The organism is Bacillus sp. SG20033 (genome assembly GCF_044570195.1).
Taxonomy (GTDB): Bacteria; Bacillota; Bacilli; order Bacillales; family Bacillaceae; genus Bacillus; species Bacillus subtilis.
Genome location: NZ_CP172606.1, coordinates 480,963 through 504,621 on the forward strand (window position 1 = coordinate 480,963; position 23,659 = coordinate 504,621).

The following is a 23,659-nucleotide window of genomic DNA, read 5'->3' on the forward strand; positions in this document are numbered from 1 at the left end:
TATAATGGGTAAAAAAGGAAAGAGGGCGAGGCAATGTTCACCTGCAAGGTAAATGAGCACATCACCATCCGATTATTGGAGCCGAAGGATGCGGAGCGGCTGGCCGAACTCATTATCCAAAATCAGCAGCGGCTTGGCAAGTGGCTGTTTTTTGCGGAAAATCCAAGCAGCGCTGAAACGTACCGAGAAACAATCATTCCAGATTGGCGGCGCCAGTATGCCGACCTGAACGGCATTGAGGCGGGTCTCCTTTATGACGGCAGCCTATGCGGCATGATCAGCCTGCATAACCTTGATCAAGTGAATCGTAAGGCGGAAATCGGATATTGGATTGCTAAAGAATTTGAAGGGAAAGGCATTATTACAGCTGCCTGCCGAAAACTCATTACGTATGCTTTTGAAGAGCTTGAGCTGAATCGTGTGGCGATCTGTGCGGCTGTCGGAAACGAAAAAAGCAGAGCGGTTCCGGAGCGGATCGGGTTTCTAGAGGAAGGAAGGGCACGGGATGGCTTATACGTAAACGGCAGGCATCACGACCTCGTCTACTACAGTCTGTTAAAGCGTGAATGGGAAGGCGAAAAATAAAGAGCACACTTTCTTGTTTAAATCTTCCCCGGATGTGGAAAAGTAACAGCGGAGACGTTAAAAAGGAGTGATTCGAGATGAATCAGCAAGACATTAAACAAAAAATGCTTGATGTTCTAGATCACCATAAAGTAGGTTCGCTCGCAACAGTTCAAAAGGGCAAACCGCATTCCCGCTACATGACTTTTTTCCATGACGGGCTCACGATTTACACACCGACAAGCAAGGAAACTCATAAAGCAGAAGAAATTGAGAACAACCCCAATGTCCACATTTTATTAGGCTATGATTGTGAAGGTTTTGGCGACGCATATGTCGAAGTTGCCGGAAAAGCCAAAATCAACAATTCGGCAGAACTCAAGGACAAAATATGGAGTTCCAAATTAGAGCGCTGGTTTGACGGCAAGGATGATCCGAATCTGGTGATTCTTGAAATTGAACCGGAGGATATCAGATTAATGAATGCCGGGGAGAAAACACCGGTCTCACTCGAACTATAAAAAATTTGTGTTTTCAGGGGCGATATGTTATTATGAATAGCTAGTAAGAAAAATAAGCAAATAAAAAAGAAAGTAAACTTCTTTTTTCTGTTTTGAGAGAGAAGCTTACCGCTTCCCAAGCAGCATAACCAGCTGCCCTTATTCTTTTCCTTCATAACAAATCGCCCCTAACGATGAGATGGAAAAAAGACTTTTTTGTTTTACAATTCACACCGGCGCGGCTTCGGAGCCGCAGTGACGATTGAGAGGTAGGGCTTTCGTTGTCTTGTGTTCAAGAAATTTCCATGGTGTTTACTTTCCAGAATGATTCTTCGGAACAATGCTTTATGAATCTAACCCGCCTGACTTGGCGGATGATATAATCTTTATTTGCGTATAGAAAAGAATAAGACAAACCGCCCGGCGTACGCCGGACGGTTTTTTTATTGCAAAAAACACATCGTACTGAAACCTCCTTGTCTTCTTTCCAGTCTTATCTCTAGGATGAAATTGGAGGAAGAATAACGTGCATGTCATTACAACACAAGTACTTTTTATTTTTTGTTTTTTATTGCTGATTCACTCGATAGAAACCTTAGCCTATGCGACAAGGCTTTCCGGAGCCCGCGTTGGATTTATTGCGTCCGCGCTTTCTCTGTTTAATGTCATGGTCATCGTATCCAGAATGTCGAATATGGTGCAGCAGCCCTTTACCGGGCATTTAATTGATGATGCTGGAAAAAACGCACTGGCGATTGTAGGGGAGCAGTTCCGCTTTTTAATTTTCGGATCGACAGTCGGCACCATTTTGGGTATTATCCTGCTCCCGTCTTTTGTCGCTCTTTTTTCACGGGCGATTATTCACTTGGCGGGCGGCGGAGGCTCCGTTTTTCAAGTTTTCCGAAAGGGATTCTCGAAACAAGGATTCAAAAATGCCATTTCTTATTTGCGTCTGCCGTCTATTTCATATGTAAAAGGATTTCATATGCGCTTGATTCCGAAGCGTTTGTTTGTCATCAACATGCTGATCACATCGATTTATACGATTGGCGTGCTTTCGGCTTTATACGCAGGCCTTCTGGCGCCGGAGCGCAGTACGACAGCCGTCATGGCTTCGGGTTTGATCAACGGAATTGCGACGATGCTGCTGGCCATTTTTGTTGATCCTAAAGTATCCGTTCTAGCTGATGATGTGGCAAAAGGAAAACGAAGCTATATCTATTTAAAATGGACCTCTGTCACAATGGTCACATCAAGGGTGGCGGGCACACTCCTCGCCCAGCTCATGTTTATTCCGGGGGCCTACTATATCGCGTGGCTGACAAAGTGGTTTTAATAAAAAAGGCTGGATCATAAAAATCCAGCCTTTTTTGCGTTCCCTTATTTATATTTCCTTAATCCGCGGTCGTACAAAAAATTTCCGAATGGGACGAAAGCAGCGACGAAGCCGGCAGCTGACCATTTCAGCGGCCATTTGACAGAGAAGGTTGCATAAGCCAAGACAAGCAAATACAAAATGAACAACCCGCCGTGAACCGAACCGACAATTGTCACCGCAAGCGGAAGGCCTGCCCAATATTTAAGCGGCATAGCGATGAACAACAGGATTAAGAGTGACATTCCTTCAATAAAACCCATCGTGCGAAGTCTTCCGATCGGCGTGTGCAGCATAAATCGCCCTCCTTGTGGACACGTTTTCATTTTATACTATAAACAATCCGGAGGGGCATATGACAGCTTTCAAAAAATGTTCGGAAAACATTCATTTTTACATGCCTTTTCTAGGGAACTGTACTTGTCATTTACAAAAATACCCGAGATAATGTGTACAAAATCAAAAAAGAAGGATGTTGAAATGAAACTTGACCAGATTGATCTGAATATCATTGAGGAGCTGAAGAAGGACAGCCGTTTGTCGATGAGGGAATTAGGCAGAAAAATTAAGCTGTCGCCTCCATCTGTAACAGAACGGGTAAGACAGCTTGAATCGTTTGGCATCATCAAGCAATACACGCTGGAGGTCGACCAGAAAAAACTGGGGCTTCCCGTTTCCTGCATTGTGGAAGCAACCGTTAAAAACGCGGATTACGAGCGGTTCAAAAGCTATATTCAAACATTGCCGAATATTGAATTTTGCTACCGGATTGCGGGTGCAGCCTGCTATATGCTGAAAATCAATGCCGAAAGCCTCGAAGCGGTAGAAGATTTCATTAACAAAACATCGCCCTACGCGCAAACCGTCACTCACGTCATTTTCTCAGAAATTGACACGAAAAACGGGCGCGGTTAGAGAGTGCCGCGTGAAGTCTGTTATAATAACAGGATGAGCGTGAAAGAAAGAGAAGTGATCAAGCATGTCAAAAACAGTTGTATTAGCTGAAAAACCTTCAGTCGGCCGGGATTTAGCCCGGGTGCTGAAGTGCCATAAAAAAGGAAACGGTTATCTCGAAGGCGATCAATATATTGTGACCTGGGCTTTAGGCCATTTGGTGACGCTTGCTGATCCGGAAGGCTACGGAAAAGAATTTCAATCATGGCGCCTAGAGGATCTGCCGATTATCCCAGAACCCTTAAAGCTTGTGGTGATAAAAAAAACCGGAAAGCAGTTCAATGCAGTCAAATCCCAGCTTACCCGTAAAGACGTCAATCAGATTGTCATCGCGACTGACGCAGGCCGGGAAGGTGAGCTTGTTGCGCGCTGGATCATTGAGAAAGCGAATGTCCGAAAACCAATCAAGCGGCTGTGGATTTCATCTGTGACGGATAAAGCGATCAAGGAAGGTTTTCAAAAGCTGCGCAGCGGCAAAGAATATGAAAACCTGTACCATTCTGCCGTCGCCAGAGCGGAAGCGGATTGGATTGTGGGGATCAACGCCACCCGTGCACTTACCACAAAATTCAATGCCCAGCTCTCATGCGGGCGTGTGCAGACTCCGACGCTTGCCATGATTGCAAAGCGCGAGGCAGACATTCAGGCGTTTACGCCCGTTCCGTATTACGGCATCCGTGCTGCAGTCGACGGCATGACGCTGACGTGGCAGGATAAGAAATCAAAGCAGACGAGAACGTTCAATCAAGATGTAACAAGCCGTCTGCTAAAAAATCTCCAAGGAAAGCAAGCGGTCGTAGCTGAGCTGAAAAAAACAGCGAAAAAAAGCTTTGCGCCTGCGCTTTATGATTTAACGGAGCTGCAGCGTGACGCCCACAAGCGCTTCGGTTTTTCTGCTAAAGAAACGCTTTCTGTCCTGCAAAAGCTATATGAGCAGCATAAGCTCGTCACATATCCGCGGACGGACTCTAGATTTTTATCCAGTGACATCGTCCCGACGTTAAAAGACCGTCTGGAAGGCATGGAAGTAAAACCGTATGCCCAATATGTCAGCCAAATTAAAAAACGCGGCATTAAATCTCATAAAGGATATGTCAATGACGCGAAGGTGTCAGACCACCACGCGATTATCCCGACCGAAGAGCCGCTCGTTCTCAGCAGCCTGAGTGATAAAGAACGAAAGCTGTATGACCTGATTGCGAAACGTTTCCTTGCTGTATTAATGCCTGCATTCGAATATGAGGAAACAAAGGTCATCGCAGAAATCGGCGGAGAAACCTTTACGGCGAAAGGCAAAACCGTGCAGTCGCAAGGGTGGAAAGCCGTTTATGATATGGCGGAAGAGGATGATGAGCAGGAGGATGACAGAGATCAGACACTTCCTGCGCTTCAAAAAGGCGACACACTTGCCGTCCGCACGTTAACGGAAACAAGCGGCCAAACGAAGCCGCCTGCCCGCTTTAATGAAGGAACCTTGCTGTCAGCGATGGAAAACCCAAGCGCGTTTATGCAGGGAGAAGAAAAAGGCCTCGTCAAAACGCTTGGAGAAACAGGCGGCCTCGGCACGGTGGCAACGCGTGCCGACATTATTGAAAAACTGTTCAACAGCTTTTTAATCGAGAAAAAAGGCCAAGATATTTTTATCACATCTAAAGGAAAACAGCTCCTGCAGCTTGTTCCGGAGGATCTGAAATCACCGGCCTTAACAGCAGAATGGGAGCAAAAGCTGTCTGCGATCGCGGCCGGCAAATTGAAATCGGCTGTTTTTATTAAAGATATGAAGGCTTACGCTCACCAAACGGTAAAAGAAATCAAAAACAGCAGCCAAACCTTCCGACATGACAACATCACGGGAACGGCATGTCCGGAATGCGGCAAAATGATGCTGAAAGTAAACGGCAAACGCGGGACGATGCTCGTGTGCCAAGATCGTGAATGCGGAAGCAGAAAAACGATTGCTCGAAAAACAAACGCACGCTGCCCGAATTGCCATAAAAGAATGGAGCTTCGCGGCCAAGGCGAGGGCCAAACCTTTGCGTGTGTGTGCGGTCACCGTGAAAAGCTCTCTGTATTTGAAAAACGAAAAAACAAAGACAAAGCGCGTGCTACCAAACGGGACGTATCCTCTTATATGAAAAAACAAAATAAAGATGAGCCGATTAACAACGCGCTGGCAGAACAGCTGAAAAAACTTGGTTTGGATAAATAATAAAAAAAACCTGTGCCTATCGCACAGGTTTTTTTAGTGGACTTAGGCCCTGTTTTCTTAATGTTCAAAAAGGGGAAAAAAGCTAGCAATCTGCATTTTTTTCTTTTATAGTAAATGTACTTTGTAACATGGCAGTCATATTTTCGTCTATAACTATTTGTGAGCGTCTGATTTGCTTCAGGCGACAAAGGGGGATTTGCCTGTGAGGCATGTACTAATTGCTGTCATCTTATTCTTCTTATCTATCGGACTTTCCGCAGGGTGTGCTGAAGCTGGAAACAAGACCCAAAATCAGTCGGCGACAGAAGTGAATGCCAGCCCGCTCCAGCCGGCGGAATATTTCATCTATCACAATTTAATGAATGACAAAGGGCTGATCAAAACCGATTTTTCAGACCAGCCTTCTTACTTGTCGGAATCTCTCGGCCTGTGGATGGAGTTTCTGCTCAGCAAAAATGACGCACCGCATTTCCAGGATCAATATCAGCATCTGACTGATTCATTTCTGATGAGCAATCACTTGGTGACGTGGAAGATTCAAAATGGCCAAGCGAGCGGGACGAATGCGCTGATAGATGATATGAGAATTATGCTGTCTCTTGACCAAGCCGCCGCAAAATGGGGCCGCAGCGACTACGCGCAAACGGCTAGGGATATCGGCACGTCTTTGAAGACATACAATATGAACAATGGGTTATTTACAGACTATTACGACTCACAGGCCGCTTCAAAGGATGTGACGCTTTCATACGTCATGCCTGACGCCTTAGCTGTCTTAAAGAAGAATGGAATCATAGACGAAGACACAGAACAGCGGAATGCCAATGTTCTCTATTCAGCTCCTTTAAAAAATGGCTTTCTGCCGAAGACATACAGCTCGGAGACGAAGGAATACACATATGATAGTGAAATCAACCTGATTGATCAGCTTTACGCTGCTTGGCATTTGCCGGAAGGGGATGAAAAAGCATCTGTTTTAGCGGACTGGATCAAGCAGGAATTTCAGAAAAACGGAAAGCTGTACGGGCGGTATTCGGCAGATACGAAGGAGCCTGCCGTCCAATATGAGTCTCCATCCGTATATGCCTTAGCCGTATTGTTTTTGACAAAACAGCATGAAAACAGTTCTGTCATCAAAGCCATATATGACAGAATGAATGACTTTGAAATTCATGATCCGGTGAAATCGTATTATGGAGGCTATATGAGCGGCACTCAGACGCATTCATTTGACAATCTGCTGCCGCTGTTAGCCGAAAGGAAGCTTTTTAATGAAAATATCATTCAGTGAATCACAAAAATTATTTGCTTATTTTTCAGGGCTCATCGCGGCCCTGTCTTTGTTTATTTATTATGTGTCAGCCCAGCAATCAGAAGGTGCTCTGATCCTTTGCATCACATTTGGCGTCATCGCCGCAGGCATCTGGTTCGGCCCGATTTACGCGCTGGCAGTGACCTTAATCGTACTCTTTGTTCTCGGCACCTTAATGATGTTTTTCCAGACTGGACAGACATCGCTCTTTCCGGCTGAGGAAGGGCTGCGAATGCTTGTTGTGTGGGGAATCGCGCTTTTGCTGTTTTCTTTTATTTCTGGAAGAATCCACGATATTACAGCAGAGCTTCGGCGCTCAATAACACGGCTTCAATCCGAAATTAAAAGCTATGTTGCTGTTGACAGAGTGACCGGATTTGATAACAAGCAAAGGATGAGGCTGGAGCTTTCAGAAGAAATCAAGCGGGCGGAGCGCTATGGCAATTCTTTTGTTTTTTTGCTGCTGCATATGCATTATTTCAAAGAGTTTAAGTCTTTGTACGGTGAAAAAGAAACGGACCGCCTCTTCCAATATGTCAGTCAGCAAATCAGGACAAGCGTTCGGGAAACGGATAAGAAATTCCGTCCCTCTGATGAGCGTATCGGGATCGTGCTGACGCACACGCCTGCTGAACATATGCCGGCAGTTCTGACTAAGCTGAAGAAACAATTGGATACATATCAGCTGGAAAATGGAAAGTATGTGTCGCTTACGTTCCACGTTTGCTATTTGCCCTACCGCAACGATATCAAAACAGCTGATCAATTTTTAGAAGAACTGGAAAACGAGATGATGATGAATGAACTATAAAGGAATCACATTGCCATGCGTCATGATGCTTCTATTTTTAGCTATTGCGTCTTTTCCCGTTTCTGCGCAAGCGAAAGATCAAGATGCCGGCATTCTCATCATCTACTCAACCTTGGACGGCAAAGAGTCGTCACAAGTCAAAATGCTCGATTTGCTTGCGGGCCACTTTACATCCCATGTGACAGTCAAAAAAGATTCAGACGTTGAAGCATCGGATTTCAAAGGGAAAGACCATGTGATTTATTTCGGCCAAACGAAAAGAAAGCTCAGCAAAAAATTGCTGTCTCTTATCAGCGGCGTAAAAAAACCGGTTGTCGCCATTGGCTATAACGCAGGCCAGATCAACCAATTTTCTGGGCTTTCATTAGCCCGCAAAGAAAATGTGTTTCAGGTTCACAGCAAGTCGGAAAAGGCCGATGTGTCTCTGGAAAGCGGGCTTAACGTGCTGAGTGTATCAGGCCTGAAAGGAACGGCGCTTTACACCTTCAAAGCCGATGAAGGCACAACGCATTCTTTTATATGGAAAACAAAAAAAGGGAATGTGTACATTGGATTAACAAATTTGTTAAATGACAATTTGATCGTGGCGAAACAGCTCAGAGAAGCTTTCGGAGAGAAGGCGGGGACAACGTTATTGTATTTGCGTCTCGAGGATATCAGCCCGATGTCTGATGAAAAATTGCTGCTCCAAGCCGGTACATACCTGCATAAGCGGCATATTCCTTTTATCCTGGCGGTCATTCCGGTTTATTTGAACCCGGAAACAGGCGACAAAGTGTATTTGTCTGATCAACCGAAGATGGTCAAGGTGCTGAAGAAGCTGCAAAGCATGGGCGGCAGTATCATTGTTCACGGTTATACTCACGCTTATCGCTACAGTGAAACAGGAGAGGGCTTTGAATTTTGGGATGCAAAGGCGGATCAGCCGATTACATCCGGAAATGCCGAAGATCCCCCGTCCATTTTGGAGAAAGAACAGGACTTCCCGAACGAACAAGCCTATCACAGCTATCTCGAACCATTTCGGGAAAAGGAAGAAACGTATACAAAACAAAAACTGAAGCGTGCCATTGAGGATTTGACATCATCGGGTCTTTACCCGCTGGCGTTTGAAGCGCCGCATTACACGATGTCCGAATATGGCTATCAAATCGCCTCGCAGTATTTTACAAGCATTTTCGGCCAGGTCCAGCTCAGCAGCACAACATGGAAAACATCCGGTGCACCTCCGTTTGTGACTGCTCCTTCGATGTTGCACGGAATGACGCTTTATCCGGAAACGATCGGCTTTGTCGACACATCGAAGCAAAACCCGCTCGGTGAGATGGAGGAGCACATCTCCCAGATGATTGATTTTGAAGGCGGAGTAGCCGGAGGATTTTATCACCCGTACCTCGGGATGAAATATCTGCCGGAGCTGGTTGATCAGATGGAACGCATTCCAGACAGTGAATGGCTTGATTTAAAGAAAACGAAACAAACCGTCAAAACAGACAAAGTGGAAATTCATACAAGCGGTGACGGAACGATTCAGGTGAAAAACGGCGTAAGCGCCATTGACGAGTTTTTCGATCATCACCGGCAAACCCCTCTTGAAAAGGCGTTATGGATTCTCTCCGCTGTTGTGCTCTTATTTGTCATCATGTTTGTCAGTTATACGTTTTACTTGAGAGCCACATTGAAAAAACGAATTTTTAAGGAGAGAAGAAGCCTTGGGTAATACGCTGTTCTTTATCTCGCTAAGTTTAATATGGGTTATGCTTCTCTACCACATGTTTCTCATGCAGGGCGGGTTTCGCCACTATATGACCTTCGAACGGAATATTCCAAAGTGGAGAGAAAACATGAAGGAACTGCCGAAGGTCAGCGTCCTCATCCCGGCGCATAACGAAGAGGTTGTGATTCGGCAGACGCTGAAGGCGATGGTCAACCTTTATTATCCGAAGGACCGGCTGGAGATTATCGTCGTTAATGATAATTCATCAGACCGGACGGGTGATATCGTCAATGAATTTTCCGAGAAATACGATTTCATCAAAATGGTGATTACGAAGCCGCCAAATGCAGGAAAAGGAAAATCCTCTGCACTTAACTCGGGTTTTGCCGAATCGAACGGCGATGTGATCTGTGTGTATGACGCCGACAACACGCCTGAGAAAATGGCCGTGTATTACCTCGTGCTCGGCCTGATGAATGACGAAAAGGCAGGCGCCGTGGTAGGGAAATTCCGCGTCATCAATGCGGCAAAGACGCTGCTGACGAGGTTTATTAATATCGAAACGATCTGTTTTCAGTGGATGGCCCAGGGAGGCAGATGGAAGTGGTTCAAAATCGCCACGATCCCAGGCACCAACTTTGCGATCCGCAGAAGCATTATCGAAAAGCTCGGAGGCTGGGATGACAAAGCGCTCGCTGAGGATACTGAGCTGACCATCCGGGTATATAATCTCGGCTATCACATCCGCTTTTTCCCTGCCGCCATCACGTGGGAGCAGGAACCGGAAACATGGAAGGTATGGTGGCGCCAGCGCACCCGATGGGCGCGCGGCAATCAATATGTCGTGCTCAAATTTTTGGCGCAGTTTTTTAAGCTGAAACGAAAACGGATTATCTTTGATTTGTTTTATTTTTTCTTTACGTACTTTCTGTTTTTCTTTGGCGTGATCATGTCAAATGCGATTTTTGTAGTGAATTTGTTTTATGATTTGCATTTGTCTGTTGGATTTTTGGCAATGATTCTCTGGATTTTGGCGTTTTTCTTATTTATGACAGAGGTCATGATTACGTTGAGCATTGAAAAAACAGAAATGAACAAGCAAAACTTTTTTATCGTATTTCTCATGTACTTCACATACTCACAGGCATGGATTGTGCTTGTTATCTACTCTTTATTCGTAGAAATCAAGCACCGTTTATTCAAGCAAGAGGTCAAATGGTACAAGACAGAACGATACAATCAACATAAAAGCGGGTGACCTTTTTGAAACAAATAATGATTTTTCTCACAAGCTTCATGCTGCTGGCGATGACTGGACAAACGGCTCTTGCCAAAGACGTACAGGTCAGCGGTTCGCTCCTCGGGAAAAGCAGCCAAGAACAAGCCAAACAGCAGGTGCTGACCAGCGAGTTGATTACACTGTATGGATCAAAAGACAGCGCAGAGCTGACGTACCAGATCCCGGCAGGCGCCTCTTCGGGCAATCAGCAATTGGTAATCGAATACGAGGCATCAAATCTTTTAATTTCTCCATCATCGTTAACGGCTGTCATTGATGATGAACCGGTCAAGACGTTAAAGCTTGATCGTGATTCCAAACGGAAAACAGTGAAGCTGCATCTGAATAAAAGCCAGTCTGCGCAAGGCTATCACAACGTATCACTGAAATTCTACGGCGTAATGAAAGAGGGCGTGTGCGTCAGACAGGATACATCAGGCAACTGGATCAAAATTTATCCGGACAGCCGGCTGACACTTGCTGACAGCAGTGAAGCGAAGGGAACGTCGCTGGACCATTATCCGTATCCTTTCGCCCAATCTGGAAATACAGCGGAAGAAACAGCTATCGTCATTCCGGATAACCCAAGTTCAGCAGAAATAGAAGCTGCTGTTAAAACAGAAGGCTATTTGAAAACGGTGGACAGCAGTGTCAGTATTGCGTATGTCACGGAATCTGAACTGAAAAAAATCGATAAGCCGACGATTGTTATCGGCGTGGACAAGCATTGGAACGGCAAAGTGAAAAACCTGTTGAAACAAGCCGGACTACAGGCAAAAGGAGAAAACCTTCTGCTTGCGGAGCGGGTGCTGAAAGCAGAGGGCAAACAGCAGCCGGTTCTGTTTGCGCAAGCGGCGTCCGAGGACGCGCTTACTAAAAAAATCAGCGTGATGACAGATCAGACATATACAGGCCAGCTCAGCGGCGATACACTTTCAATCAGCAAGCTTCAGCAGACTGAAAAAAAAGAAAGCGATAAGCTGACCCTTGAGAATTTAGGAGCGGGTGATATCACAATTGGAGCTGACAAAACATCTTCAGCACATTATTTTTATCCGGCTTCGGCTGTTTTAGATGAAAACCAATTGGCGAAGCTGTCGCTTAAACTAAAAAAGTCTGAAACGATTCAAGCCTCAACGGCTGAAAACGAGTCAGCCTCTCAGGCTGCAGAACTGAAAGTGATGATCAACGGCCAGCCGCACTCGGTCCGGCTTGATGAATTAGGAAAAGAAGATAAAAACGGATTCTATCATGTCACAGTGAAAGTGGACCCTAAGCTGCTGCAAAAAAACCGCTACATTGATATTCAGTTCGTCACGACCGGTTTAAAGGAAAACAACCCTTGCAACACCACTGATGAAGAAAAGTGGGTTTTTATCGATAAAAACAGTACATTATCATACGCCATCAAAGGCATGTCTCCGTCAGCGAATTTTCAAGAGTGGCCGCTGCCTTACGCCGGAAACCAGGATCAAACAACGTTAATCGTGCTTCCTGACACCGTAAGCCAATCGAAGCTTGAGGAGCTTTCTCTCGTGACGGAATCCTTTGGCAGCGAAGCACAGCATTCATATACGGTAAAGAAATCATCTGACGTTACAGCAAAGGATGCGAAAGGACGAAACCTCATTTTCATAGGGGGGATCAATCAATTTTCTCTTCTGAAGGAGAAATCATCAGATCTGCTTGTGCCGCAGGAAAAGAACGGCTCGTTTGATGTATCTGGTTTCGAGATGCTGAATGAGACGACAAAACAAGTGGTATTTACCCAAGCATCGGTTTGGGATTCACGCTATACAATGGCAGTCTTTGCACCGTCAAAAGGAGTTGGCACGGCTGTCACAAAAGAGATCATCAGTTATCTGAACAGCAACGATGAGTCGGCAACCGTCCTTAATGAAACAAATAGCCAGCAGGTGTTTACAAACCACCAGCAGCTCAAATCGGAAACAAACAGTTCCGATGCTGAACAACCAACACAGGATCATAGCCAGAAATGGATGTATATTGGTGTGCTGGCACTCATTATGGTGGTTGCGGCAGTGTTCATTTGGATTGCCGTAAGACGCAGAAAAAGAAAGACAGATACAGAATAAAACAGAGGCGATTTTAGCCTCTGTTTTTTTTATTTTTGGTAAGTAAATTCCATTTGTGGAACCTGTCATTTTATTTTTTTCTCTCAGCCAATAAGCCTCTTTACAACGTGCGGGAACGGGAGTATGATCTCTTTTAGAAAACAAATCGCTTAATCTGAAATCAGAGCGGGGGACCCAATAGAACGGCTTTTTGCCGTTGGGGTGAATCCTTTTTAGGTAGGGCTAACTCTCATATGCCCGAATCCGTCAGCTAACCTCGTAAGCGTTCGTGAGAGGAGATGAATGAAACCTGTGTTCGATGTTATGGCACAGGGGCATCCGTTTGCCTCTGTGTTTTTTGTTGTTCATTTTTGAATGCAAATCGCATACAGAGACATCATAGCAGAAAGGACTATCATCAACATGTGAGAGCAAGACACTGATGGATGTTTTATTGTTTTAATTGAAAAATGAGAAATTAAAAGGGGAAGACATCGATGTATCATTCAATCAAACGTTTTTTGATTGGGAAACCACTAAAATCCCAAGCAGCTGGAGAGCAAAAACTGACGAAATTAAAAGCCTTGGCTATGCTTTCCTCAGATGCGCTGTCATCTGTCGCATATGGGACAGAACAAATTCTAATCATTTTGGCAACAATCAGTGCTGCCGCATTTTGGTACTCCATTCCGATTGCGGTGGGCGTTCTCATATTACTGCTCGCACTGATTCTTTCATACAGGCAAATTATTTACGCTTATCCGCAGGGCGGCGGGGCGTATGTCGTTTCTAAAGAAAATCTCGGTGAAAAACCGGGATTGATTGCGGGCGGTTCATTGCTTGTTGATTATATTTTAACAGTAGCGGTAAGTATTTCCGCAGGCACGGACGCCATCACGTCAGCCTTTCCTGCATTGCATGATTATCATGTGCCGATCGCTATTTTTCTCGTGTTAGTGATTATGATTTTGAACCTGCGCGGTCTTTCGGAATCAGCATCCATACTTGCCTACCCGGTTTATCTGTTTGTGGTGGCGCTTTTGGTTCTCATTGCAGTCGGGTTGTTTAAACTTATGACAGGACAAATAGACCAGCCAGCCCATCATACACCGCTCGGCACACCTGTAGCCGGCATTACGCTGTTTTTGCTGCTTAAGGCTTTTTCCTCCGGATGCTCAGCGTTGACCGGGGTTGAGGCCATTTCTAATGCGATTCCTGCATTCAAAAACCCGCCTGCGCGAAACGCGGCAAGAACGCTTGCGATGATGGGGATTTTGCTGGCGATTCTGTTTTCCGGCATCACGGTTCTCGCGTACGGGTATGGTACGGCGCCGAAGCCTGATGAAACAGTGGTTTCACAAATTGCATCCGAAACCTTCGGGCGGAATGTGTTCTACTATGTCATCCAAGGTGTCACATCGCTTATTTTGGTCCTTGCGGCAAATACAGGATTTTCAGCCTTTCCGCAGCTTGCCTTCAACCTGGCGAGAGACCAGTATATGCCGCGGATGTTTACAGTCAGGGGCGACCGCTTAGGCTTCTCAAATGGGATTATCTTTTTAGGCTTTGCCTCCATTGTTCTCATTATCTTATTCGGAGGGCAGACGGAGCACTTAATCCCGTTATATGCTGTGGGCGTATTTATTCCATTTACGCTTTCACAAACCGGCATGTGCATGAAATGGATCAAGCAAAAACCAAAAGGCTGGATCGGAAAAATGCTGATCAACTCCTGCGGCGCTCTGATATCGTTTATGGTTCTATCCATTCTGTTTGTGACGAAGTTTAATGTCGTATGGCCTGTGTTAATCTTTATGCCTATCGTTGTTTTGCTGTTTTTTGCGATTAAAAATCACTATACAGCAGTTGGCGAACAGCTTCGCATCGTAGACAAAGAGCCGGAAGAAATCAAAGGCACCGTTGTGATTGTGCCTGTGGCCGGTGTCACCACCGTCGTGCAAAAATCGATTCACTATGCGAAATCACTGTCCGATCAAGTGATCGCCGTTCACGTGTCATTTGACAGAGAACAGGAAAAGAAATTCGAAAAACGCTGGGAAGAGCTTAATAACGGAGTGCGTCTCGTTACGCTTCACTCCTCGTACAGAAGCCTTGTCCATCCGTTTGATAAGTTTTTGGAAACAGTTGAGGCAAAAGCGAAGAAGGAGCAGTTTTCCGTTATGGTGCTGTTTCCGCAATTTATAACGAAAAAACGCTGGCACACCATCCTTCACAACCAATCGGCCTTTCTCCTCAGAGTCCGGCTGTTCTGGAAAAAGGACATAATGGTTGCCACACTGCCGTATCATTTTAAAAAGTAAACCTCTAGGACCAAGGGAATCACCTTGGTCCTTTTTTGCGGGAAAAGGAGGTATGGCGGTGTATACACAAGGTGCTTTTGTGATCGTATTGAACGAAAGTCAGCAAATTCTGCTGGTGAAACGAAAAGATGTCCCTCTATGGGATTTGCCGGGCGGCAGGGTTGATCCCGGGGAATCGGCTGAGGAAGCGGCAGTGCGGGAGGTATTGGAAGAAACGGGATACAATGCAGCGCTTTCTGCGAAAATAGGTGTTTACCAAAGGCCAAAGTTTCAAGATGAACAGCATCTGTTTTTCGGAAGCATAACAGGCGGACAAGCAATGGCTGACGGCACAGAGACAGCGGGATTAAAGTGGGTTTCCCCGGGGCGTTTGCCGCTTTTTATGGTGCCGAACCGAAAAAGGCAGATCAATGATTTCAAGAACGGCGCTCAAGATGTAAATGTCACCGTCAAGGATAGAGGGTTGCTCGCGGCGATCGACCTGTTGAAAAGAAGACTGGGCAAGTGATTCAGGTCTCCGGGTTTTAAAGCCTTTCTCCTGTGGTATTGAAAAAAGGAAAAAGGAGGATACGTTATGGCACATAAAACTGCAGGACAAGTAATGACAGAGCTGCTTGAGCAATGGGGAGTTGATCACGTATACGGCATCCCCGGAGACAGTATAAATGAGTTTATTGAAGAATTAAGACACGAAAGAAATCAACTGAAGTTCATTCAAACTCGCCATGAAGAGGTAGCGGCACTGGCAGCCGCGGCTGAAGCAAAACTCACCGGCAAGATCGGAGTCTGTCTGTCAATCGCAGGGCCGGGAGCGGTGCACTTATTAAATGGTTTATATGATGCAAAAGCGGACGGCGCCCCTGTGCTGGCGATTGCAGGACAGGTTTCTTCTGGCGAAGTCGGACGGGACTATTTCCAGGAGATCAAGCTGGAGCAAATGTTTGAGGACGTGGCTGTGTTCAACAGAGAGGTACATAGCGCAGAATCACTTCCAGATCTCTTAAATCAGGCGATCAGGACCGCCTACAGCAAAAAAGGCGTTGCGGTATTGAGCGTGTCAGATGATTTGTTTGCGGAGAAAATCAAACGTGAGCCCGTGTATACTTCACCAGTGTATATTGAAGGGAACCTTGAACCGAAAAAAGAACAGCTCGTCACCTGCGCCCAATATATTAATAACGCTAAGAAGCCGATTATCCTGGCAGGGCAGGGAATGAAAAAGGCGAAACGTGAGCTCTTAGAATTTGCGGACAAAGCCGCCGCTCCGATCGTTGTTACACTCCCGGCAAAGGGTGTTGTTCCCGATAAGCACCCGCATTTTCTCGGCAACCTCGGTCAGATCGGAACAAAGCCGGCTTACGAGGCAATGGAGGAATGTGATTTATTAATCATGCTCGGAACGTCATTCCCGTACCGTGATTATTTGCCTGATGACACGCCGGCGATACAGCTCGATTCAGACCCGGCAAAAATCGGAAAACGGTATCCGGTGACAGCGGGCCTTGTCTGTGATTCGGCTCTCGGTTTGCGCGAATTGACAGAGTATATTGAACGCAAGGAAGACAGAAGATTCCTGAATGCCTGCACAGAACATATGCAGCATTGGTGGAACGAAATTGAAAAAGATGAGACAGAGGCAACAACACCGCTTAAACCTCAGCAGGTCGTGGCCCGTCTTCAGGAAGCGGCAGCCGATGATGCGGTGCTCTCTGTCGATGTCGGCACTGTGACAGTCTGGATGGCGCGTCATTTCAAAATGAACGCGAACCAGGATTTCATCGTCTCCAGCTGGCTTGCGACAATGGGCTGCGGCCTGCCGGGAGCGATTGCAGCAAGCTTGTCCGAACCGGAACGCCAGGCGATCGCCGTCTGCGGTGACGGGGGATTTTCTATGGTCATGCAGGACCTTCCGACCGCCGTCAAATATAAGCTCCCGATCACAGTCGTCATTTTAAACAACGAAAATCTCGGCATGATTGAGTACGAGCAGCAGGTCAAAGGCAATATCGACTATGTCACAAAACTTCAAAATGTCGACTATGCCGCATTTGCAGAAAGCTGCGGAGCAAAGGGCATCAAAGTGACCAAAGCGGAAGAGCTTGCGCAGGCATTCCATGAGGCGCTGCACTCTGACCAACCTGTTGTTGTGGATGTCATGATTGGAAACGAACCGCCGCTGCCTGGCAAAATCACCTACGGGCAGGCGAAAGGCTTTAGCAAATACATGCTGAAAAACTTCTTCGAAAACCAAAAATTTGAAATGCCGTCACTGAAGAAAAGTTTGAAACGGTTATTTTAGTGAATATAACTATGGGTTATTGGGATAACTCCCAATAACCCTTTTAATTAAATTGAAAAACCTATTTTTAGATTTAGATGTCGACTCATAGGATCATAGATGTATTGTAAGAAAGTGTTTACATATAAAAAAATGATATGTTATTATGTCCTTGTATTTCCAATTTTTAAAAAAGGAGGAACTATAAGGATAAGTGTTTCGGTCGATAAAAATAAGTATAAGGGGAATTAGATTATGAAAAAAAAGTTATTTAGTACAATTTCAATAGGGGTATTAGGAGTAACATTTTTTGCGAATTCTTATACAACGCAAGCTGCACCAGAGCATATTAAACAGGTAAAACATATTGAATTAAATACTGGTGAAGATGAATACACAACAAAAAATGCATTTGCTGCTGGAGTTGCTGCCGGTATTGTTAGTGCAGCAGTTTATGATGGCATTAAAGCCGCTGGAAATTGGTTGGGAAAACAAGCAAACAAAGCTAATGCACAATCTATATATAGTGCAGCTCCTGCTAGAAAATATGCATGTTATATAGTGAATCCTCAAGATCACAAGGATATTGATATTTCAGAAGTTGCGGAATTTGGTAGGTAAAAAGGAAGGGGCCTCCCTTCCTTTTCAAATGGAGGTTGTATAATTTGAAGACAAAGAGGAAATATAATTTACTTGTTTTGTTCCTTTCTTTATTAGTAGTATTCCATACAATAATAATGATAATGTATAACTTGCCGTTAAATCCTGTTAACTTTAAGCATGAGAAATTAATTTCAACGTATATGAATCCATTATTTACTCAAAACTGGCAATTATTTGCCCCAGATCCGGTAAGCACAAATAATAATATTATCTGCAGGGGGGTCTTTACAAATAATAAAGGACAAAAAGAATATACTGAGTGGATAGATATTACAGAAAGTTATAATGCAGATATTAAAAACAATTTATTTTCACCAAACAGATTAATGAAAACTGCGCTTTCTGGTGCTGTCTTTGAGGTTCAACCGTATCTAAAACTGAATGATAAAAAGAAGAATAAACAATTAATTGAGAACGAGTACATCCAAATTATATCTAGTATAGCTGTGAAAAAAATAGAGAGAAGTAAGAAAGTAAAATTAGAATCATTAGATGTTAAGTTGTCTATAGAATCGTTTCCTGAGTATGGAAAGAAGGGGAAGTCAAAATTTAATGTACAGCAGTTCCCCCATATCAATTTACTAACAAAGGAATGAGATTTAATTTGAAAATTATTTTAAATAAGTTCAGAAATTTTAATCATTTAATGTCAAATAAAATGCATTATTTAATAGGTTCAAGCATCTTAAGGATATTTATTGGATTACATATTATGTTTACTTATTTAATTCACTTTGCTCAAAGGAATGAAATATGGGGACCTAATGCTTTTTATTCATTTGAAAAATGCTTTGAAGATTATGGTTTTACTTCTCTATATCTTTTTAGTGACTCACAGTTATATTTTGAGTTTATTTTTATAAGTGGAATAGTCATTAATACTCTGTATATATTAGGGTATAAAATGAGAATAGTCAGCATCATAAATTTTATTTGGGTTTGGTCTTTATATCAAAGGAATCCTTATATACATGACGGTGGTAATAATATTCTTATTCTTATTATGTTGTATCTTATTTTTGCATCCTTAGGTGAGTTTTTTACTATTCATACTGAATCCCGTTCGAAAGAAAAGTCTAAAGTTACTATTATTATTCACAATTTCTCAGTGATGATTTCAATGATTCAAGTGTCTTTACTTTATTTTTTTGCGGGCTTTAACAAAGCGCAAGGAAAAATGTGGACCCATGGGACCGCACTTTACTATATACTACAGGTTGATGAATATAGTATAAACAAAGGGTTTACAAATCTCGTTATTGATAACCCTTATCTTCTAGTATTAGGAACATACTCAGCATTGTTTCTCCAGCTAATGTTTCCAATATTAGTTTGGAATAGGTATTTTAAAATTCCCCTGCTTATAGGTTCAATTCTTTTTCATTTATCTATAATTATATTTATGGGTCTTCTTCAATTTGGTGTTATAATGATAGCCCTTGATTTATTGTTTATAACGGATACGGAGTATAGGAAATTGTACAAGTTTTTATCACGAATTTATGATAAGTTTAAACTGAAGTTTAGGAATATTTTCAACCAAAAGTTAAGAAATCCCACCATTTAAAATATCGTTTAAATGTTAATGTCAGACTGTTATAATTATTATGTCTTTTCAATCCAATTTAGGGGGAAGGGGTTTTATGTTTGATTACATTAAGATTATTATTTATTTAATCGGATCAATTGGAATGATCTACGCTTGTTATCACGATTATAACTATGCAAAAAAAGGACAAAATGACAAGTGCATATTTTTCAAAAATAAACGATTAAGTGGAGTAGTGCTATTTTGTTATTTGTTTTTATTTTTAGCTAATCTTAAGGACTTCTTGTTTTTGTTAATTAACACGAAATAAATACAATTGTATAGTTAAAAGACTGTCGATGTGAGTCGGCAGTCTTAATTTTACCTAGTCAATTATTTTTGTCCTTGCATGCTTATTCTTATCAAATCTTACAGAACTCTTCTCATTATAAGCTTATTTCTCTTTTTTCTTCAGCCCGAAGAAGAAAGGAAAAGCAGAACCGACCAAGAAGGTGCCGAATAAAAACATGCCACCGATAAACACGTGGAAATTTGTGTGTCCGGCCGTAAACGCCGTGATTAAGGAAATGATACTGAGCACGATCATGGCAATGCCGGGCGCGACTCTCATTTTTCCCTTGGATCTATGGGCAGCAACAGAACATAAAATCCCGATTACAATAGGAACAATCCACAAATAAAACAGAATAAATACTGACATCATCAAAACTCCGATTTTTCTTCTATCATAACAAATTTCTGTCAAAAAGGGTATCAATGAGCTTTTGCGAAAAAATAAAAACCGGCTTTAGAAGCCGGTTTTTTTATCGAAACGTATCTACAATTAAAAACACATTCAAAGCGACGATCAATACAGCAATCAGCCAAGACACCACTGTGACCCATTTGGCGTTGATCAGAGATCCCATGATCCGTTTATTGCTTGTAAACATAATAAGCGGAATGAGGGCAAAGGCGATCCCGAAGGACAGCACGACTTGGCTCAGTACGAGAGCGGTCGTCGGATTAACACCTGACGCGATGATCAAGATCGGCGGAATGATCGTGATAAAACGCCGTACATACAGCGGAATGCGGTAGTTGATAAATCCTTGCATAATCACGTCGCCTGAAAGTGTGCCGACAGACGAACTGGATAGACCGGCAACGAGCAGCCCGATCCCGAATAAAGCCGCAGACATAGGGCTGACAAGATGTCCGAATTGCTGAAATGCGACGTCAAGATCCTCAACAAACAGGCCGTTTTTGAAGAATAATGCAGCAGCCACAATCAGCATACTTGCATTAATAGCCCCTGCAATCAGCATCGCTATTAAAATATCAATAAATTCAAACCTAAAGATTTTTTTCCGTTCTGCATCAGTTTTGCCAACCACCCGCCGCTGTGTAAGGGCAGAGTGTAAATAAATGGCGTGCGGCATAACAGTTGCGCCAAGAATACCCGCTGCAAGAAGCACACTGTCGGTGCCATGAAACGCCGGGACAAAAAGGCCCTTCATCACTGACACGGCATCAGGCTTTGCGAAAAAGGTTTGCAGCGCAAAGGCGATCACGACCACAAACAGCATACCGGCAATACCGGCTTCAAGTGAGCGATAACCGCGGCGCTGAAGCTCCAATATCGCGAAAGAACCGATCGCAGCTATAATAGACGCTTCAAGCATCGGAATGCCGAACAGCAAATACAGTCCCAGAGCCGCTCCGATAAATTCCGCCAGATCAGTTGCGATAATGACCAGCTCGCCCTGAATCCATAATCCGATCGAGACAGGCTTCGGGAATTCTTCACGGGCAACCTCAGGCAAATTTTTGCCTGTCGCAATACCGAGTTTGGCGGATAGGGATTGAATTAAAAGCGCCATAATATTAGAAAATAAAATCACCCATAAGAGCATATATCCGTATTTAGAACCCGCCGAAATATTCGTTGCGAAGTTGCCGGGATCAATATAGGCAATGGCTGCTATAAATGCAGGGCCGAGAAAAGGGAGCAGCCCTCTGAATCCTCTGATTTTCCCGTCAAGCGCATCTTGGACGGCTTTGGAACGGGGAGATTGTGCTGTGATGTCCTTGTTCATCATGTCTCACCTGAATTCTGTTTGTTTTTGCCGTACAACAAAGAGTTTCCTTGAGGCAAATTATTTTATCTACATCATATGACCATCCCGGTTTCTTGTCAACCGAAAATGTTCAAAATACACTTCTGAATTTTTCCCTGTTATGTAACATGATATGTAGGGATTCGGGATAAGGTCCCATATAAAAAGACATCGTTTCAGTTCGAAACGATGCCTTCTGTATCTAATGAGTCTAGGCTTCCTTCCGCAGCCCGCGGAATATAAGGCCCAGCAAGAATACGAAGATGGCTGCCCCGATGATGGCCGGGAAAATAGCAAAGCCGGCGAGGCTCGGTCCCCATGTGCCAAGAAGTCCGTGCCCAATCCAAGCGCCGATCAGCCCGGCAATCATAGAGCCGAAAATTCCTCCCGGCAGCCGGTTTCCTACAATGGCGCTCCCAATTAATCCGATAACAATAGCAACAACTAATGAAACCAAAAAGCTAAGCATCATGATCACCTCTCATAAATGATTTACCAATCAATAACCGCTCCTGATCATTTCGAAACACCTAAAAGCATATTCCTTTATGATCCTGTTTTAATCTTTCTCTGCACACTGCCGTCAGCTAAATGAACAATGACCTCAGTGCCTTTATGCGCCGCGATTTCCTTTGCCCGTTCAATCGCTTCTTTCTTTGTATCCTTGATTTCAGACACGCGTTTGGCGCCCTCGGCTTTGACTGCCCAGCCTTTTTTATGCTTAATAACATGTTCTGCTTTGTTCATGAGCTCGGAGCCGCTGCCGCTGCTTGGATCAGCATCGCGTTCTGTCTCATCATCATGCGTCAGGAAATCATCAATTTCATCTGTAGAGGCGTTTTCCGCCCATTCCTTCGCTTTGCTTGTCGCAATTGGAATCGCGCGCCCTTCCTCATAGCCTTCATCAATCATCGCATTCGCAATGTCTATCGCCTTTTTTCTCACCGGCTTCTCAAGATTTTTTAATGAAGCAGGATAATCCTTCATCGACCAAGGCATGTCCATCACTCCTTTTCCTTTTATAAAAATGGTACCCGCAGGTGAAAAATAAAAACGCATCCGAAAAAATGAAGGTATACTATATAGTAGAAAAAACGGAAGGGAAGTGCGGGTTGGGTGCCAACAGAACGAAAAGAAGACTTACATCAGCAATTAAAAGAGATAGAGAAATGGGAAAAAGATCAGCAAAAAGTCTGGTTTTGGGAAAAGCTCAGCCGTCTCCCGTTTCAACTCCTGGACAAGCTGACACCAGAATTCATCCAGAAAAAGATCGGCAAGCTCTTGGATGAGGTCGGCAGCTTTGTTCAAACAGGCGGACAGTACCTGACATCTGAAAAACAGATTATCAGGATGTTTCAAAAGAAACTGCCGGAGGAGATCTTTGAATCGCTGGAGGACATCCGGAAAGCGCCTCTTCCTGTCATGGATGAAATTGCGGAAGGAATGGGCAAAAACAGAACCAACGCAGCAACCGTTCAAGGCGCGACAACCGGTGTGGGCGGCGTGTTTACGCTGGCGGCAGACATTCCGGCAGTGCTTGGCTTATCACTAAAAACATTACAGGATATCGCAGTCGCATACGGCTATGACCCAAAGGAGAAAAAAGAACGCGTCTTCATTGTGAAATGCCTGCAGCTGACGTCGGCTGATGTTGTCGGCAAAAGATCGATTTTGCAGGAATTAAAACACTACGATCAAGACCGTACATATAAGAATGTCGCTTCTCAAATCCAAGGCTGGCGAGAAGTCGTTTTGGGCTATCGAGACACGTTTGGCTGGAAAAAACTTTTCCAGATGGTGCCGGTTGCCGGAATGGTTTTTGGCGCCGCTGCCAATCGCTCAACATTAAACGACATTACCGAGACAGGCATGATGCTGTACAAAAAGAGGCGCATTCTTGAACGACTGAAAGAAACAGAACGAGAGATGGAATAGCAGAAAGCAGACGGACAC

The 23,659-nt window shown here is 44.2% G+C and carries 22 protein-coding genes and 1 riboswitch; of the genes, 17 read left to right on the forward strand and 5 right to left on the reverse strand.

Annotated elements, in window-relative coordinates; genetic code table 11:
* Positions 1–33 precede the first annotated feature (33 nt).
* The 3 genes from ACFVP7_RS02455 to amj all read left to right on the forward strand — a co-directional run bounded on the left by ACFVP7_RS02455 (position 34) and on the right by amj (position 2,400).
* Positions 34–585, forward strand: a complete 552-nt coding sequence (locus ACFVP7_RS02455) for a GNAT family N-acetyltransferase (RefSeq protein ID WP_163131622.1) — start codon at positions 34–36, stop codon at positions 583–585.
* 77 nt (positions 586–662) lie between these two features.
* On the forward strand, positions 663–1,085 hold the full coding sequence (locus ACFVP7_RS02460; protein ID WP_375060394.1) for a pyridoxamine 5'-phosphate oxidase family protein: 423 nt from the start codon (positions 663–665) through the stop codon (positions 1,083–1,085).
* A 505-nt stretch (positions 1,086–1,590) separates the two neighbouring features.
* Positions 1,591–2,400 carry a lipid II flippase Amj gene (amj, locus tag ACFVP7_RS02465; RefSeq protein WP_375060395.1) on the forward strand — a complete coding sequence of 270 codons (810 nt, stop codon included), beginning with the start codon at positions 1,591–1,593 and terminating at the stop codon, positions 2,398–2,400.
* 44 nt (positions 2,401–2,444) lie between these two features.
* On the opposite strand, the gene ACFVP7_RS02470 is transcribed toward amj, so the two are convergent.
* Positions 2,445–2,735: a DUF3817 domain-containing protein gene (locus tag ACFVP7_RS02470; protein ID WP_015252794.1), complete on the reverse strand. Its 291-nt coding sequence runs from the start codon at positions 2,733–2,735 to the stop codon at positions 2,445–2,447.
* Positions 2,736–2,919: 184 nt separating this feature from the next.
* Between ACFVP7_RS02470 and lrpC the strand changes: the two genes are divergently transcribed.
* The 13 genes from lrpC (at position 2,920) to ACFVP7_RS02535 (ending at position 19,625) form a co-directional block, all read left to right on the forward strand.
* Positions 2,920–3,354 carry a transcriptional regulator LrpC gene (gene lrpC / locus ACFVP7_RS02475; RefSeq protein WP_003246585.1) on the forward strand — a complete coding sequence of 145 codons (435 nt, stop codon included), beginning with the start codon at positions 2,920–2,922 and terminating at the stop codon, positions 3,352–3,354.
* A gap of 64 nt (positions 3,355–3,418) precedes the next feature.
* Positions 3,419–5,602, forward strand: coding sequence for a DNA topoisomerase III (locus ACFVP7_RS02480; protein WP_003246684.1), 2,184 nt, complete (start codon positions 3,419–3,421; stop codon positions 5,600–5,602).
* A gap of 202 nt (positions 5,603–5,804) precedes the next feature.
* A complete protein-coding gene (locus ACFVP7_RS02485; RefSeq protein WP_086343468.1) occupies positions 5,805–6,893 on the forward strand; it encodes a lipoprotein YdaJ in 1,089 nt (362 codons plus the stop codon).
* Positions 6,874–7,725 (forward strand): cyclic-di-GMP receptor EpsK, encoded by an 852-nt coding sequence (epsK, locus tag ACFVP7_RS02490; protein ID WP_086343469.1) that lies wholly within the window; start codon positions 6,874–6,876, stop codon positions 7,723–7,725. The genes ACFVP7_RS02485 and epsK overlap by 20 nt, the downstream gene beginning before the upstream one ends.
* Before the next feature lie 10 nt (positions 7,726–7,735).
* Positions 7,736–9,445 carry a DUF2334 domain-containing protein gene (locus ACFVP7_RS02495; protein ID WP_134982073.1) on the forward strand — a complete coding sequence of 570 codons (1,710 nt, stop codon included), beginning with the start codon at positions 7,736–7,738 and terminating at the stop codon, positions 9,443–9,445.
* Positions 9,438–10,700, forward strand: coding sequence for a glycosyltransferase (locus tag ACFVP7_RS02500; protein WP_003246697.1), 1,263 nt, complete (start codon positions 9,438–9,440; stop codon positions 10,698–10,700). Before ACFVP7_RS02495 ends, ACFVP7_RS02500 begins: the two co-directional genes overlap by 8 nt.
* Before the next feature lie 5 nt (positions 10,701–10,705).
* Entirely contained in the window at positions 10,706–12,817 is a 2,112-nt protein-coding gene (locus ACFVP7_RS02505) for a cellulose biosynthesis cyclic di-GMP-binding regulatory protein BcsB (protein WP_396582955.1), read from the forward strand.
* 136 nt (positions 12,818–12,953) lie between these two features.
* Positions 12,954–13,097: riboswitch (cyclic di-AMP (ydaO/yuaA leader) on the forward strand.
* Between the two features lie 196 nt (positions 13,098–13,293).
* On the forward strand, positions 13,294–15,117 hold the full coding sequence (gene kimA / locus ACFVP7_RS02510) for a potassium transporter KimA (RefSeq protein WP_003234374.1): 1,824 nt from the start codon (positions 13,294–13,296) through the stop codon (positions 15,115–15,117).
* A 58-nt stretch (positions 15,118–15,175) separates the two neighbouring features.
* Positions 15,176–15,625 carry an 8-oxo-dGTP diphosphatase MutT gene (gene mutT / locus ACFVP7_RS02515; protein ID WP_029726552.1) on the forward strand — a complete coding sequence of 150 codons (450 nt, stop codon included), beginning with the start codon at positions 15,176–15,178 and terminating at the stop codon, positions 15,623–15,625.
* 66 nt (positions 15,626–15,691) lie between these two features.
* The gene (locus ACFVP7_RS02520) at positions 15,692–17,416 is read left to right on the forward strand and encodes a pyruvate oxidase (protein WP_338732357.1); all 1,725 of its coding nucleotides are present in this window, start codon (positions 15,692–15,694) and stop codon (positions 17,414–17,416) included.
* A 234-nt stretch (positions 17,417–17,650) separates the two neighbouring features.
* Positions 17,651–18,016: a hypothetical protein gene (locus ACFVP7_RS02525; protein WP_014478873.1), complete on the forward strand. Its 366-nt coding sequence runs from the start codon at positions 17,651–17,653 to the stop codon at positions 18,014–18,016.
* Positions 18,017–18,060: 44 nt separating this feature from the next.
* The gene (locus ACFVP7_RS02530; protein ID WP_014478874.1) at positions 18,061–18,654 is read left to right on the forward strand and encodes a DUF5819 family protein; all 594 of its coding nucleotides are present in this window, start codon (positions 18,061–18,063) and stop codon (positions 18,652–18,654) included.
* An 8-nt stretch (positions 18,655–18,662) separates the two neighbouring features.
* Positions 18,663–19,625: a hypothetical protein gene (locus ACFVP7_RS02535; RefSeq protein ID WP_051632932.1), complete on the forward strand. Its 963-nt coding sequence runs from the start codon at positions 18,663–18,665 to the stop codon at positions 19,623–19,625.
* A 415-nt stretch (positions 19,626–20,040) separates the two neighbouring features.
* Here ACFVP7_RS02535 and ACFVP7_RS02540 read toward each other — a convergent pair whose 3' ends face one another.
* The 4 genes from ACFVP7_RS02540 to ACFVP7_RS02555 all read right to left on the reverse strand — a co-directional run bounded on the left by ACFVP7_RS02540 (position 20,041) and on the right by ACFVP7_RS02555 (position 22,705).
* Positions 20,041–20,307 (reverse strand): hypothetical protein, encoded by a 267-nt coding sequence (locus tag ACFVP7_RS02540; RefSeq protein ID WP_021481716.1) that lies wholly within the window; start codon positions 20,305–20,307, stop codon positions 20,041–20,043.
* Between the two features lie 103 nt (positions 20,308–20,410).
* Positions 20,411–21,688: an Nramp family divalent metal transporter gene (locus ACFVP7_RS02545; RefSeq protein WP_032680356.1), complete on the reverse strand. Its 1,278-nt coding sequence runs from the start codon at positions 21,686–21,688 to the stop codon at positions 20,411–20,413.
* 229 nt (positions 21,689–21,917) lie between these two features.
* The gene (locus ACFVP7_RS02550; RefSeq protein WP_003246519.1) at positions 21,918–22,175 is read right to left on the reverse strand and encodes a GlsB/YeaQ/YmgE family stress response membrane protein; all 258 of its coding nucleotides are present in this window, start codon (positions 22,173–22,175) and stop codon (positions 21,918–21,920) included.
* 77 nt (positions 22,176–22,252) lie between these two features.
* Entirely contained in the window at positions 22,253–22,705 is a 453-nt protein-coding gene (locus ACFVP7_RS02555) for a DUF2188 domain-containing protein (protein WP_046380792.1), read from the reverse strand.
* Between the two features lie 117 nt (positions 22,706–22,822).
* Here ACFVP7_RS02555 and ACFVP7_RS02560 point away from each other — a divergent pair, with 117 nt between their 5' ends.
* The gene (locus ACFVP7_RS02560; protein ID WP_014478880.1) at positions 22,823–23,641 is read left to right on the forward strand and encodes an EcsC family protein; all 819 of its coding nucleotides are present in this window, start codon (positions 22,823–22,825) and stop codon (positions 23,639–23,641) included.
* Positions 23,642–23,659 lie beyond the last annotated feature (18 nt).